General features: G+C 73.4%; 12 protein-coding genes. 6 read left to right on the top strand and 6 right to left on the bottom strand.

The window, feature by feature from the left end:
* Positions 1–27: 27 nt before the first annotated feature.
* Complete coding sequence (locus tag M1R94_RS01885) at positions 28–1,953, top strand: sigma-70 family RNA polymerase sigma factor (protein WP_249379976.1); 1,926 nt, start codon at positions 28–30, stop codon at positions 1,951–1,953.
* Here M1R94_RS01885 and M1R94_RS01890 read toward each other — a convergent pair.
* The 5 genes from M1R94_RS01890 to M1R94_RS01910 form a co-directional block, all read right to left on the bottom strand.
* Positions 1,945–2,589, bottom strand: a complete 645-nt coding sequence (locus M1R94_RS01890; RefSeq protein ID WP_249379977.1) for a TetR/AcrR family transcriptional regulator — start codon at positions 2,587–2,589, stop codon at positions 1,945–1,947. The two genes, M1R94_RS01885 and M1R94_RS01890, sit on opposite strands and share 9 nt — an antisense overlap.
* Before the next feature lie 40 nt (positions 2,590–2,629).
* Positions 2,630–3,100 carry a DoxX family protein gene (locus M1R94_RS01895; protein WP_249379978.1) on the bottom strand — a complete coding sequence of 157 codons (471 nt, stop codon included), beginning with the start codon at positions 3,098–3,100 and terminating at the stop codon, positions 2,630–2,632.
* Between the two features lie 135 nt (positions 3,101–3,235).
* Entirely contained in the window at positions 3,236–4,042 is an 807-nt protein-coding gene (locus M1R94_RS01900) for an HpcH/HpaI aldolase family protein (protein WP_249379979.1), read from the bottom strand.
* A gap of 94 nt (positions 4,043–4,136) precedes the next feature.
* Positions 4,137–5,048, bottom strand: coding sequence for an LLM class flavin-dependent oxidoreductase (locus M1R94_RS01905; RefSeq protein WP_308199859.1), 912 nt, complete (start codon positions 5,046–5,048; stop codon positions 4,137–4,139).
* 156 nt (positions 5,049–5,204) lie between these two features.
* Positions 5,205–5,630 carry an OsmC family protein gene (locus M1R94_RS01910; protein ID WP_249379980.1) on the bottom strand — a complete coding sequence of 142 codons (426 nt, stop codon included), beginning with the start codon at positions 5,628–5,630 and terminating at the stop codon, positions 5,205–5,207.
* A 109-nt stretch (positions 5,631–5,739) separates the two neighbouring features.
* Here M1R94_RS01910 and M1R94_RS01915 point away from each other — a divergent pair, with 109 nt between their 5' ends.
* The 4 genes from M1R94_RS01915 (at position 5,740) to M1R94_RS01930 (ending at position 10,210) form a co-directional block, all read left to right on the top strand.
* A complete protein-coding gene (locus M1R94_RS01915; protein ID WP_249379981.1) occupies positions 5,740–6,345 on the top strand; it encodes a TetR/AcrR family transcriptional regulator in 606 nt (201 codons plus the stop codon).
* A gap of 260 nt (positions 6,346–6,605) precedes the next feature.
* Positions 6,606–8,258, top strand: a complete 1,653-nt coding sequence (locus M1R94_RS01920; protein ID WP_249379982.1) for an FAD-binding protein — start codon at positions 6,606–6,608, stop codon at positions 8,256–8,258.
* A gap of 71 nt (positions 8,259–8,329) precedes the next feature.
* Positions 8,330–9,865 carry an ATP-dependent DNA ligase gene (locus tag M1R94_RS01925; RefSeq protein WP_249379983.1) on the top strand — a complete coding sequence of 512 codons (1,536 nt, stop codon included), beginning with the start codon at positions 8,330–8,332 and terminating at the stop codon, positions 9,863–9,865.
* 36 nt (positions 9,866–9,901) lie between these two features.
* Entirely contained in the window at positions 9,902–10,210 is a 309-nt protein-coding gene (locus tag M1R94_RS01930; protein ID WP_249379984.1) for a hypothetical protein, read from the top strand.
* Here the strand turns inward: M1R94_RS01930 and M1R94_RS01935 are convergent.
* The gene (locus M1R94_RS01935) at positions 10,189–11,331 is read right to left on the bottom strand and encodes an ROK family transcriptional regulator (protein ID WP_249379985.1); all 1,143 of its coding nucleotides are present in this window, start codon (positions 11,329–11,331) and stop codon (positions 10,189–10,191) included. The genes M1R94_RS01930 and M1R94_RS01935 overlap by 22 nt on opposite strands.
* A gap of 219 nt (positions 11,332–11,550) precedes the next feature.
* Here M1R94_RS01935 and M1R94_RS01940 point away from each other — a divergent pair, with 219 nt between their 5' ends.
* Positions 11,551–13,719 carry an alpha-galactosidase gene (locus M1R94_RS01940; RefSeq protein ID WP_249379986.1) on the top strand — a complete coding sequence of 723 codons (2,169 nt, stop codon included), beginning with the start codon at positions 11,551–11,553 and terminating at the stop codon, positions 13,717–13,719.
* The last annotated feature ends 3 nt before the right edge of the window (positions 13,720–13,722 follow it).

The following is a 13,722-nucleotide window of genomic DNA, read 5'->3' on the forward strand; positions in this document are numbered from 1 at the left end:
GACGCTGAGTCGGGCGAGGTGATCGCGATGCGCACGAGCATGGGCAGCACTCGAGACCTCCTCGGCGATGTCGAGCTCATCAGCGCCGTCCGCGCAGGCGACTCGGCCGCGTTCGGGATGCTGTACCAGAGGCACTGCACTGCGGCACGCGCCGTGGCGCGCCGGTACACCAACTCCCCGGCGGACGCCGAGGACGCGGTGGCTGACGCCTTCGCCCGCGTGCTGGCCAGCCTGCGCGGCGGGGACGGTCCCGACCTCGCCTTCCGCGCGTACCTGTTCACCGTCGTGCGTCGGGTCGCCCTGCACACCGTGGAGAACGGTCGGCGGACACGACCGGCGGACGACATCTCCGCTCTCGAGACCACGCAGGAACCGGCCGGGTCCAGCGAGGACCCCGCGATGGCCGACTTCGAGCGAGGGGTCGTCACCGAGGCCTTCCACTCCTTGCCCGCACGGTGGCAGGAGGCTCTCTGGTACTCCGAGGTCGAGCGGCTCGGCCCTGCCGAGATCGCACCGATCCTGGGCCTGACCGCCAACGGTGTCGCCGCGCTGACCTACCGGGCCCGTGAAGGACTGCGCCAGGCCTACCTCCAGCAGCACCTGATGCACCCGGCCGGCACCGGCTGCGTCGAGATCAACGGCAAGCTCGGTGCGTACGTGCGCGACGGCCTCGGCCGCCGGGAGACGGTCCAGGTGGGCTCCCACCTCGAGGACTGCCCCCGGTGCCGGACGGTCGCCCTCGAGCTCGATGACGTCAACCACGGCATGCGCACGGTCATCGGACCGCTGGTGCTCGGGGCCGTTCCGTTGTGGGTCGTCGAGGGTGTCGGGTTCGGCGGTACCGCAGCGGCTGCCGCGAGCGCCGGGATGATGGGCAGCACCGGGCTCGGCAGCACCGGGTTCGGCGCTGCGGGTCTCGGTGCGGGAGCCTCCGGGGCGGGTTCCACCGCGGCCGCGGGGACCGGCGCCGTGGCAGCGTGCACGTGCGGCACGAGCGGCGGGCTGACCACCGCAGGCCTGGCGGCCGCAGGTTCGGTCGCTGCCGGCACAGTCACCGCAGGCTCGACCGCCGCCGGTTCGGTCGCCGCCGTGACCGGGGCAGCGGGGGTCATGGTCGCCGCCGCGCTCAGCGTCACGACGGCCTGGGGTGGCATCGCCGCCGTACCGGCAACTGCTGCCGACTCCTCACCACCGAGCTCGATCATCAGCGCTGAGGCCTCGACGGTAGGCACTACCGCCCTCGTGGACGGCGCCCCGGCCACCACCGCGGACCCTGACGCAGCGGTCGCACCCGTCACGGCTCCCCTCGATGTGACCCATGACTCCTTCACCACCGCCGATGCCCTCGCCACGGCGCCGACAGGTGACGGTGACCAACCATCCGTCCCGGCACCCGACACCAGCCAGCCGCTCGAGGTCCCCTCCACGAGCGACCCGACGGCGATCCCCCCGGTCGAGGTCGAGAGCACGACCTCCGTGGCACCCGTCGCGCCCTCGCCGTCACCACCGGCCGTCGAGCCCGAGGTCGAGCCCACCTCGGCTCCGGTCGCAGCGGAGACGGGCTCCGCCGCGCAGACCCCCGTCGCGCCCGTCCCCGGTGACGGTCCACCGGGGCGCCCCGCCTCGAGGCCACTGCCCGCCGCCGCCGTGCCGCTGAACGGAGGGCCGTCGTCCACCAGCGCAGCACTCCCGACCGACGCGACGCCCGCGGAACCCGGAACCCCCTCCACCCCTGCCCCGCCCACCGCTCAGCCGGCCGGGCCGGTGGTGAACCTGCAGGACAGGTCGGGCCGACCTGCCCGCGACCCTCGTGGCCCTCGGCTGTCGTCGAACCGGTCCACCACCACGGCCGAGCCCCAGGCGCCCGGAAGAGCACGTGCCGGCGCGCCCGCCCCCCACCGTGACACGCCGAGGCCCGGTGGCCCACCAGGAAGCCGCGACGGGTCAGCGTGACCCCAGCATCGCCGAGCGGACGATGGCCGTTCCCGCGCGCACGAGTGCGGCCTCCACCTGCGCCGCCGGCACGCCGCTCCCGGCGGCCATCGCGCCGTCTCGCAGCATGACCAGCTCGAGGGCGACGAGGTCGGGCTCGCGCACGCCGAGCTGACCGAGCAGGTCCGCGGCAGCACCGCGCAGCCACGATCGGTGCCGTTCGACCGCCACCTGCACCGGGTGCTCGACCTCGGGGTACTCGGCCATCGCGTTCAGGAAGGGGCACCCTCGGAAGGCCGCACCGCAGGCCTGCGCGCCCAGCGCCCTGGCGTAGCGCTCGAGCACCTCGCCCGGCCGGTCGGGGGACGCGGCACGCCAACGACCGAGCTCGCGTTGCTCGGCCTCGGAGACCGCAGACAGGTAGGCCACGACGAGCTCGTCCTTGGTCGGGAAGTGGCGGTAGAAGGTGGCCTTGGTGACACCGGCCGCCTCGATCACGAGGTCAGCGCTGACCGCCCGGATGCCGTGCCCGTAGAACAGAGGTGCAGCCACCTCGAGGATGCGCCGTGCCGCCTCGGCCTGCCCTCCGTGCCGGGTCGGGCGTCCCACGACCAGAGCGAGCTCCTGCGCCACGAGGTCGGTTCCGGTCACCACCACGAGAGGCTCCACCTGGTGATGACCGACGGCGCGGCGGGGCTCACGCCTGCAGCTCCACGTGTCGCTCCCGACGCCGGTCGCGCCACGTCCGCCAGGCGCCCGTGGACCACAGGGCCCACACGACCAGCAGTGGCTGGAAGAGCAGGCGCACCGCCCGCGCGGTGTCACTGTCGAGGCCGAACGCGTCCGTACCGGTCACGAGCTGGGAGATGTTCCCCGGGAAGATCGCGACGAAGAACGCTGCGACGGCCCACCCCACGAGCGGTCGGTGGCGTCGGCCGACCACGAGCAGCGCCGCCCCGAGGGCGATCTCGACCACGCCCGAGCCGAGCACGACCAGGTCAGGGTCGAACGGGACCCACAGGGGCACCTGTGCCTGGAACTCCTCGCGCGCGCTGGTGAGGTGGCTGACCCCGGCCATCGCGAGCACCAGCCCCAACGAGACCCGACCGATCGTGCGGCTCACCGCGGTGGCACGCCGCGCCGCCGGGGGCGCCTCCACGTCCGTCATGAGCGGGCCTGGTGGCGGACGACCGCACGGGTGTCGGTTCTCGTGGCGACGCGATGCATGATCGAACCCCTTAAGTAGACGTACTAGTTCGTCTACCTTACGCCGGCACCGCTCTCACGCACTACCCCGTGAATCTCAGGTGCCGCGCCCAGAACCCCGCGCCACCGACGCCCACGCATCAGCGGCCGCGACCCGCAGGAGGGTGGTGTCCTGCGCGGCGGTCAGCAGCCTGACCCCACGCCCGGCCCAGTGCAGGGCCATCTCCGGGTCCGAGCAGTGCAGCCCGGCGACGACACCTGCCGCGCGGCAGGTCGTCACCACGTGCTCGATCAGCGCATCGACCTCGGCCGAGTCGCGGTAGGTCGCACGACCGTGCCCGCAGCCGAGCGCCAGGTCGTTGGGGCCGATGTACACCCCGTCGACCCCGGGGACCCGGACGATCTCCTCGAGCGCGTCGACCCCTGCCTGCGTCTCGACCATCACCAGGCAGAGCACCGCAGCGTCCTGCTGGGCAGGCGGCAGGGCACCGTCGGGCCGGCTGTCACCCCACATCGGTCCCCAGCTGCGCTCCCCCACCGGTGGGAACCGGCACGCCGCTGCGGCGCGGCGGGCGTCGTCCGCGCTGTTGACCATCGGCACCAGGACCGCCGCGGCACCGGTGTCCAGGGCCCGCATCACCCCGGCCGGCTCGTTCCACGGGACCCGGACCACCGGCGCGAGCCCGGCGCCCCGCATCGACCGCAGCAGGTCCGGCAGCTCGCTGAAGGTCGCGACCCCGTGCTGGAGGTCAAGGCACACGTAGTCGAACGGGCTCGCGGCGAGCACCTCCGCCACGGCGGGGTCGGCGAGCACGCTCCACAGCCCGAACGCCGGGAGGTCCCGCGCCCAGAGATCACGCAGGTGGGCGGCGCTCGCGGCGGTCACGCCCTCGGTCGGGCTCACGACGTCGTCCTGGGGTGAGAGGCCATGGCTGCACGCTAGTCCGCCAGGCGCGACATCTCGCGTGCTCCTGCGGCGTCAGCGGTCCACGTCGTGGTCAGCCGGCCCGCTCGGCAGCGACGAGCTCACGGACCGCGGGAGCGATCTCCTGCCCGAGGAGCTGCAGGGTCGCGGCGTCGTCGGCCATCAGGATGAACCCGCTCACCCCGTGCTCCAGGGTCAGGCCGGCCAGCTGCTCGACCCACTGCGACGGTGGGCCGACGAGCAGCCTGTCGCTGCGCTCGGCGGAGAACGAGCCCCCGATGTTGAGCAGCCGTCGTACCGCACGCGGGTCCCGGCCGGCCTCGGACGCGGCCTCGTCGATGCGCCGGTTGCCCTCGGTGAGGTCCGCCGGGGAGGACAGGTACCCCAGGGAGGGCAGCCACCCGTCGGCCTTCTGGCCGACGAGGCGCAGCATCCGCGGCTTGTACGCGCCGAGCCACACGCCGATCGGGTGCGCCGGAGCAGGGCCTCGCTTGGCACCCTCGACGCGGTAGTGGGTGCCGTCGACCACGAGCCGCGACCTGTCGCCGGCGTCCCAGGTGCCGCGGATGACGTCGATGGCCTCGCTCAGGGCCTCGACCGCCTGCCCGGGGGTGAGCCGTCTGCCGCCCATCGCCTCGATCGCGTCCCAGAAGGCCCCGGCGCCCAGGCCCAGCTCGACCCGGCCCCCGCTGAGCAGGTCGAGGCTCGCCGCAGCGCGGGCCAGCACCGCCGGGGGGCGCAGCGGGAGGCTCGTGACGTTGGCCGCGACCCGGATGCGCTCGGTCCGCGCAGCGACGTACGACAGCAGGGTCCAGGTGTCCAGGAAGCCCGACTGGTAAGGGTGGTCCTGGAAGGTGACCAGGTCCAGGCCGGCCTGCTCGGAGGCGACGGCCAGGCCGACCACCCGCTCGGGGGCCGATGCGGTCGGGGTGACGAACGAGCCGAAGAGCAGGTCGTGCCGGTAGTCGGTTCCGCGGACGGGCATGGGTCCTCCTGGGATGCGCTGCGTCGATCAACCACTCGGAAGAACGCATGTGGATCAGATGACCTGCTCAACACGGCCGGGCGGCCCATGGATTCCCGCACGACCACCGCGGGTACCGGGTGCTGACCACCGTCGGACGGGCACGTCAGCTCGCGCTCAGCCGAGCCGCACGGTCACCGGGACCCCCGCCTCGATGGTCCGCGTGACGGTGCACGCGCGGTCGTGCGAGACCTGGAGCGCGCGCGGCAGGGCGGCCCGGGCGGCGTCGCCCGCCTCCCCCTCGGGGAAGGAGATCGTGAAGGTCAGCTCGATGTCCCGCAGGATGTTGCCGGCGTCGTCGCGCACCTTCTGGGCGTCGACCCGCGCACGGAAGACCTCGGGCTCGGCCCGTCGCGCGGTGATCCCGTCGACGTCGACCGCCGAGCACCCGGCGATCGCCGCGAGCAAGAGCTCGACCGGGGTGAAGTCCGTCGACGAGCCGCTACCCATCTGCAGCGTGCCTCCGCGCGCGTTGCGCGCCAGGTAGGCCCCGGCCGCGATCCGTTCGAGCTCGACATGACGGTGCGAGGAGGAGGAGGTCATCGAGCGATCCTCGCACCCACCCCGGCCGCACGCTCGCCCGTCGGGCGTCCCGGCCGGGTCCGGAGGTCGGGGCCGGAGCACCCGACCTCGCGTCGCTACGCTCGAGCACATGAACCTGCGGCAGGACGTGCGGCGCAACCGCGCCAAGATCGTGCAGGCCGCCACCGACGTCTTCCGCGAGTCGGGCGCCGCCGCGCCGCTGGACCTCGTCGCCCAGCGGGCGGTCGTGGGTCGAGGCACGCTGTACCGCCACTTCCCCGACCGGAGCGCGCTGCTGGCCGCCGTGCTCGAGAAGCGGGTCGAGACCCTCGAGGAGTACGCCCGCACCTACCAGGGCGAGGACCTCCTGGAACGACTGATCGTCGAGATCTGCTGGTTCCAGGTCGACCTGCCGGGCCTGGTCCCCACCATCCGTGCCCTCGCCGAGGAGAGGCAGGCCCTGGACGGGGTCGTGCAACGGACGCAGCGGCTCCTCGCGGTCGCCCTCGAACGCGCGCGCCACGCGGGTGCGGTCCGCCCGGGGACCAGCCTGGTGGACGCCTTCCTCGTCATCGCGATGCTCGACGGGGTGATCACCGCCCAGAGCTCGAGCCCCCTGCCCGCGCCGGTCGAGCGTGCCCTCGAGCTGGCGCTGCGGGGGCTGCGCCCCGAGTCGCGAGGCGACCTGCCGATCCCCGTCCCCGAGCTGCGCCTGGGACCAGGCCGTACCGCGTGACGAGCACGGCGTCCTGACCGGCGTCGAGCTCGCCGTCCTCCTGCCGGGACGCTGCGCACCGCAGGCGCGGGACGGGCTGGAAACACCCTGCGGTCGGGACCTTGGTCCGACGCGCCTCGCGCCTCGCCACGCCGACGGTGCCGGCACGCACCGTCCGCCGTACGCCTCGCCGCCGAGGGTGTTGCGCCCGCACAGCGAGGTCGACATCCTGGGTGGAGAGAAACGGACAGTGGTGTCCGTTTCGTCCACGAGGAGACGACATGACGAGCACGCAGCCCTACGACCACACCTACGACGTCGTCGTCGTGGGCTCCGGCGGGGCCGGCTTCGCCACGGCGATGGCCGCCGCGGACGAGGGCCTGACGGTCCTCATGATCGAGTCCACCGACAAGTGGGGCGGCAGCACCGCGATGTCAGGCGGTGGCATGTGGCTGCCCGACAACCCCGTCATGCAGCGCGCCGGGATCGGCGACTCGCGCGAGGACGCCCTCACCTACATGCAGGCGACCATCGGCGACGAGGGCCGCGCCTCGTCCCGCGAGCGCAAGGAGGCCTTCGTCGACAGCGTGGCCGACTTCGTCGCCACCGCCGAGAGGTACGGCATGCGGTTCGCCCGCGCGGCCGACTACCCCGACTACTACCCCGAGCTGCCCGGCGGGAAGATCGGCCGCGCCCTGGAGGTCGAGCCCTTCGACGCCAAGCGCATCGGCTCGTGGTGGCGGTCCACCCGCGCGATGCTCCCGATCCCGCTCAAGACCGACGACGTGTGGCTGCTCGGCCGTGCGTGGTCGACACCGGCGGGCTTCGTCCGCGGTGCGCAGTTCGTCTTCCGCACCCTGGGCGGCGCGGTCCGCGGCAAGCGGCTGGTGGGCACGGGCGCAGCGCTCGGCTCGGCGTTCCTCGACATCGTCGTGCAGAAGCAGGGGGTGCCGCTCTGGCTCGAGGCGCCGCTGGAGGACCTGATCGTCGAGAACGGCAGGGTCGTCGGTGTGCGCACGACGCGCGACGGACGCCCGGTCACCGTGGGCGCGACCCGCGGCGTGATGCTGGCCGCCGGTGGCTTCGACCACAACGTCGACTGGCGCCAGAAGCACCACGGCATCGACGGCACCCCCTCGGGCAACCCCGGCAACCTGGGTCGTCCGATCGAGATCGCCCAGGGTGTCGGGGCGGCGCTCGAGCTGATGGACGACGCCTGGTGGGGCGCGACCATCGCCCCGGTCGGCGACGACGCGATCGGCTTCATCGTCGGGGAGCGCTCGTTCCCCTACTCGATCATCGTGGACGGCCAGGGCGACCGGATCGCCAACGAGTCGGAGTCGTACGTGGACCTCGGGCACCACATGCTCGAGCACGACAAGGACGGCACCTACTGGCTGCTCGCCGACGTCCGTCACGCCCGCCGCTACCTGCGTAGCTACGCGATGGACCCACGTGCGAACAAGGCCATGGCCGAGGCGGGGATCCTGGTGAAGGCTCCGACGCTGGTCGAGCTGGCCCGGGCGATGGACATCGAGCCGTCCCGGCTCAAGGCCACGATCGACCGCTTCAACGGCTTCGCCCGGTCCGGCGTGGACGGGGACTTCGGCCGCGGGAACTCGGCGTACGACAGGTACTACGCCGACCCGAGCGTGCACCCCAACCCCTGCCTGGGACCGATCGAGAAGGGTCCGTTCACCGCCTTCAAGATCGTCATCGGGGACCTGGGCACCAAGGGTGGCGTGCTCACCGACGCCGACGCCCGCGCCCTGCGCGAGGACGGCTCGGTCATCGAGGGGCTGTACGCGGCGGGCAACTGCTCGGCCTCGGTCATGGGCCGCACCTACCCGGGACCGGGATCGACCATCGGGCCGGCCGTGGTCTTCGGCCTGCGCGGCGCCCGCCACATGGCCAGCACCGGTGCCGCGGGCTGACGGCTGACGGCTGACGACTCACGGCCGGCGAGCGGCGAGCGGCGAGACCCCACCAGGAGCAGGATGGTCCCGTGCTGCTCGCCGACCTCGCCGCCACCTCGCGGGCCCTGTCCGCGACCCGTTCGCGCCTGGCCAAACGTGCGCTGCTGGTGGACGTCCTGCGTCGCACCTCGCCGCGCGAGGTGCCCGTGGTGGCCCGGTACCTGTCCGGGGAGCTGCGCCAGCGCCGCACCGGCCTGGGGTGGCGGTCCCTGACCACGGTGCCCGAGCCCGCCGCCGAGCCGTCCCTGCACGTCCTGGACGTCGACGCGACCTTCGAGCGGATGTCGCAGCTCGCCGGACCCGGCTCGGCGACCAGCCGGGCGACCCTGGCGGCCGAGCTCTTCGGTGCGGCGACCGAGGCCGAGCAGATCCTCCTGCGCGGCCTGGTCACCGGCGAGCTGCGGCAGGGGGCGCTCGACGCGCTGCTCCTGGACGCCGTGGCCGAGGCTGCCGGCGTGCCGGTGCCGCTCGTGCGACGCGCCGCCATGCTGGCCGGCGCGACCGAACCGGTGGCCGAGGCCGCGCTCGGCGCGGGCGGCCCCGAGGCGGCGCGCGCAGCACTGGAGGGCTTCGGGCTGAGCGTCGGGCGGCCCGTCCGGCCGATGCTCGCCGGCTCGGCGACCGACGTCGGCGCCGCGTTCGAGGGGTTCGTGGGCCGTCCTGTGGTCGTGGACGCCAAGCTCGACGGCATCCGCATCCAGGTGCACCGCGAGGGAGACGACGTGCGGGTCTTCACCCGCAGCCTGGACGACATCACCGTCCGCGTGCCCGAGATCGCCGCGGCCGTCCGCGCGATGGCGGTGCGTTCGGTGGTGCTGGACGGCGAGGCCCTGGCCCTGGACGCGGACGGTCGCCCGCTCCCGTTCCAGGAGACCTCGGCCCGCGGAGCCACCCACGACGCGGAGGTGGCCGCGACCACCCGGCTCAGCCCGTTCTTCTTCGACCTGCTGCACCTCGACGGGCAGGACCTGCTCGACGCCCCGCTGTCCCAGCGCCTGGCCGCGCTGGACGCCGTCGCCGGTGAGCACGCCGTGGAGCGCGTCACCACCGACGACGCCGACGTCGCGCAGCAGGCCTTCGCCCGGTGGGTGGCGCAGGGTCAGGAGGGGGTGATCGTCAAGGACCTCGCCGCGCCGTACGAGGCGGGCCGTCGGGGAAGCGCGTGGGTCAAGGTCAAGCCGCGTCACACCCTCGACCTCGTCGTCCTGGCCGTCGAGCGGGGCTCGGGCCGCCGGCGTGGCCTGCTGTCGAACATCCACCTCGGCGCCCGCGACCCGGCCGGCGGCTTCGTGATGCTCGGCAAGACGTTCAAGGGCATGACCGACGAGATGCTCGCGTGGCAGACCGAGCGCTTCCGCGAGCTCGAGGTCCGCGACGACGGGTGGACGGTGACGCTGCGTCCTGAGCAGGTCGTCGAGGTGGCCTTCGACGGACTGCAACGGTCGACCCGCTACCCCGGCGGGCTCGCGCTGCGCTTCGCCCGGGTGCTGCGGTACCGACAGGACAAGGTGGCCGACGAGGCCGACACCATCGACGCGGTCCGGGCGCTGGCCGCGGGTTCCTGAGGCCCACGCCGCCGCGGGCGGAGCGATACTGGTCGCATGACGTCAGCGCAGCGGGGACGGGCGGCCACGCCGCCGGCACACGGTGGCGGACGAGGCGGGCGACGCAGGTCGCTCGGCCTGCGCTTCACCGAGCGCTTCCTCCTGCCGTTCACGGGCCCGGCTGAGGTCGCGCAGGCCGACCGGGCCGGCGAGGTCACCGACGAGCAGCGCGCTCGGGCCGACCTGCTCGGCCGCGAGCTGCGACGTGTCACCGCCGCCGACGGCCGCCCGTACCTGGTCGTCGCGGACGAGGAGCCGGACGATGACGCCCCGACCCGCACCCCTCAGTCGACCCCGAGCACGTAGGTCTGGATCGCGACGACCGCAGCGCCGCGTGCCCACTCGGTGAAGTCACCGGGCCGGACCTCCAGGACCAGCGGGCTGGCCTTGGGGTCGCGGTCCGCCCTGAGGGCGTCGTCGATCGCCCCGCGGGCGACCTCGACGAGCCGCACCCCTTCGCCACCGAGGACGACCTTGCGCGGCATGGTGAAGTTCGCGACGAGGGCGAGCATGCGGCCCAGGGCGCGGCCCGCTTCGCCGACGACACGGCCCGCCGCCGGGTCCCCTGCGGCCGCCAGGTCGAGGGCCTGGTCGTAGGTGACCCTCCGCCCGAGGGCCACCGACACCGCCCCGGCGATGGACTCCATGCTGAGCATCGCGGTCGAGCAGCCGCGGTGGCCCTGGAAGCAGACCGGCCCGTTCGGGTCGAGCGGGATGTGACCGACCAGCCCGAGCCCGATGTCGGCGTTGGTCACCTGATGGCCCCGCACGACCAGGCCGAACCCGACGCCGGCACCCACGGTGACGACCGCGAACTGGTCGAGGCCGGGTCCGGCGCCGAACCAGCTCTCGGCCTCGGTCAGGGCGACGAGGTCGTTCTCCACCACGGTCGGCAGCGACGTGGCGGCCTCGACCATGGCAGCCAGCGGGACGTCGACCCAGTGCAGGTAGGGCGCGCTCGCCACGCTCTGGTGGTCGGCCGCGTGCCCACCGAGGCTGACGCCGACGGCCGTGACCGACGGCGCCCCGGTGGACAGTCGGCTCACGAGCCGGGAGATCACGGCGGTGACGTTCTGCGGCGAGGTGTCGTCGAAGGTCTCCGTCTCCTGGGCCACGACCTCTGCGCGCAGGGTCGTGAGGACCCCGTACGCGGTCTCGCCGGTGAGCTTGACCCCGACGAAGTGGTGCGCGGTGGCCAGCACGTCAAGAGGCTTCTGGGGGCGGCCCACCCCGGAGCCCGCACCCCGGGTGCCGTTGACCTCCAGCAGCAGGCCACGGTCGACCAGCGGCTTGGTGAGGCGGGTGAGGCTGCCCTGGGACATCTCCATGCGCCGAGCGAGCTCGACCCGGGACAGCGGCCCGTGGACGAGGACCTCGAGGGCGACCGCGCGGCTCGTCCCGGTCAGCGGCTTCCACGTGGGAGACATGCATCCCTCCCCTCCACCCGGCGCGCCATGACGAGGTCAGCCTACGCAGGTCAGGCCATTACTTCATCCGGAACACAAATCCCTGCGGACGATCGCGCCGGTCAGGCCGTGCTCGGGCACAGCGATCCCGCGCACCTCGCACCCTTGACAGGCCATTACTTCTACGTCAGCATTTATTCACCAGCGTGACCTGCACCACACGTGACGAAGGAGTCCTCCGTGCCGCACCCCGTCCCCCGCCCTCCCACCGGCGACGTCCTGCACCTGCGTGCGGGTGGCACCTCGGTGGTCCTGGACACCTCGGGGAACCGCCTGCCGCGCGTCCTGCACTGGGGCACGGACCTCGGCGACCTGACCGCCACGGCGCTCGACGAGCTCCGCACCGCATCGCAGGCGCAGGTCGTCTCGAGCATGCTCGACGAGGCCGTCCCGGTCAGCGTGCTCCCCGAGCAGTCCCTCGGCTGGCTCGGGACCCCCGGCCTGGCCGGTCACCGGCAGGGACGGGACTTCTCCCCCGCCCTCCTGGTGCATCGCGTCGAGGTCGTCGAGGTCACCGCTCCACTCGCCCACCGCGTCGAGGTCGACGCCACCGACGCCGACGCCTCGCTCACCCTCCGGCTCGAGCTCGAGCTGACGACCTCCGGGCTGGTGCGTACCCGTGCCCGGGTGACCAACGACGCCCAGGACGACGCCTACACCCTCGACTCCCTCACCCCCACGCTCCCGGTGCCGACCGACGCCACCGAGATCCTCGACTTCACCGGACGCCACCTGCGTGAGCGCTCGCCCCAGCGGCACGGCTTCACGCTCGGCACCCACCAGCGGGACAACCGACGCGGACGCACCGGAGCCGACGCCACCCTCCTGCTGATCGCGGGCACGCCGGGGTTCGGCTTCGCCACCGGCCAGGTGTGGGGCGTCCACGTGGCGTGGAGCGGGAACCACCGCACGTTCGCCGAACGGGTCAACACCGGCGAGGGCCTCCTCGGCGGTGGCGAGCTGCTGCTGCCCGGCGAGGGGACGCTCGCCCCCCAGGAGACCTACGAGAGCCCCTGGCTGTACGGCAGCCACGGCACCGGGCTCGACGAGCTGTCGGCCCGGTTCCACGACCACCTCCGAGGCCGCGCCCACCACCCCACCGGGCCTCGGCCCGTCGTCCTGAACACCTGGGAGGCGGTCTACTTCGACCACCGCCTGGACAGCCTGGTCGAGCTCGCCGACGCCGCCGCCGAGGTAGGTGTCGAACGGTTCGTGCTGGACGACGGCTGGTTCCGCGGGCGCCGCGACGACACGGCCGGCCTGGGTGACTGGTACGTCGACGAGACCGTCTGGCCCGACGGGCTCGGACCACTGGTCGAGCACGTGCGCTCACGCGGCATGCAGTTCGGTCTCTGGTTCGAGCCCGAGATGATCAACCCCGACTCCGACCTGGCCCGCGCGCACCCGGAGTGGATCCTGTCGGCAGGCCACCGGCTGCCCCCCGCGGCCCGCAGCCAGCAGGTCCTGGACCTGGCCCACCCCGACGCCTACGCACACGTCCTGGAGCGTCTGGACTCCCTGGTCCGGGAGTACGCGATCGACTACATCAAGTGGGACCACAACCGCGACCTCGTCGAGGCCGGCCGGTCCCCGCACGGCCGGGCCGGCGTCCACGACCAGACCCTGGCCGTCTACCGGCTGATCGACGCTCTCAAGGCCTCGCACCCCGGCCTGGAGATCGAGTCGTGCTCGTCGGGAGGAGCCCGAGCCGACCTGGGCATCCTCGAGCGGACCGACCGCATCTGGGCCAGCGACTGCATCGACGCCCTCGAGCGTCAGCAGATCGAGCGATGGACCGGGCTGCTGCTGCCGCCCGAGCTCGTCGGCTCCCACGTGGGCTCCCCCCTCTCGCACTCCACCGGCCGCCGCCACGAGCTCTCGTTCCGGGCTGCGACGGCCTTGTTCGGCCACTTCGGGATCGAGTGGGACCTCCGCTCGGCCTCGACCGGCGAGCGTGCAGAGCTCGCCCGGTGGGTCGCGACCTACAAGACGCACCGCGACCTGCTGCACACCGGCCGGGTCGTCCGGGTCGACCACCCCGACCCGGCCCTCCAGGTCCACGGGGTGGTGGCCCACGACGGCGCGCAGGCCCTGTTCGCCCTGGCCAGCGTCGCCACCTCGGTGTGGTCCCCACCAGGACGGGTGCGCCTGCCCGGGCTGGACCCGAGCGCGTCGTACCGCCTCACGCCGCTCACGCCCGACGTCGCGCTGTTCGGCCCGGACCGACGATCGGCGCCGTGGTGGGACACCGGGGTCACGCTTCCCGGCCACGTCCTGGCGAGCGTCGGGGTCCAGGCCCCCGCCCAGCTGCCCGAACGCATCGCGCTCATCCACGCCGAGCGCCTCTGACCT

Origin of the sequence: Actinotalea alkalitolerans (assembly GCF_023369855.1) — a bacterium.
Taxonomy (GTDB): domain Bacteria; phylum Actinomycetota; class Actinomycetes; order Actinomycetales; family Cellulomonadaceae; genus Actinotalea.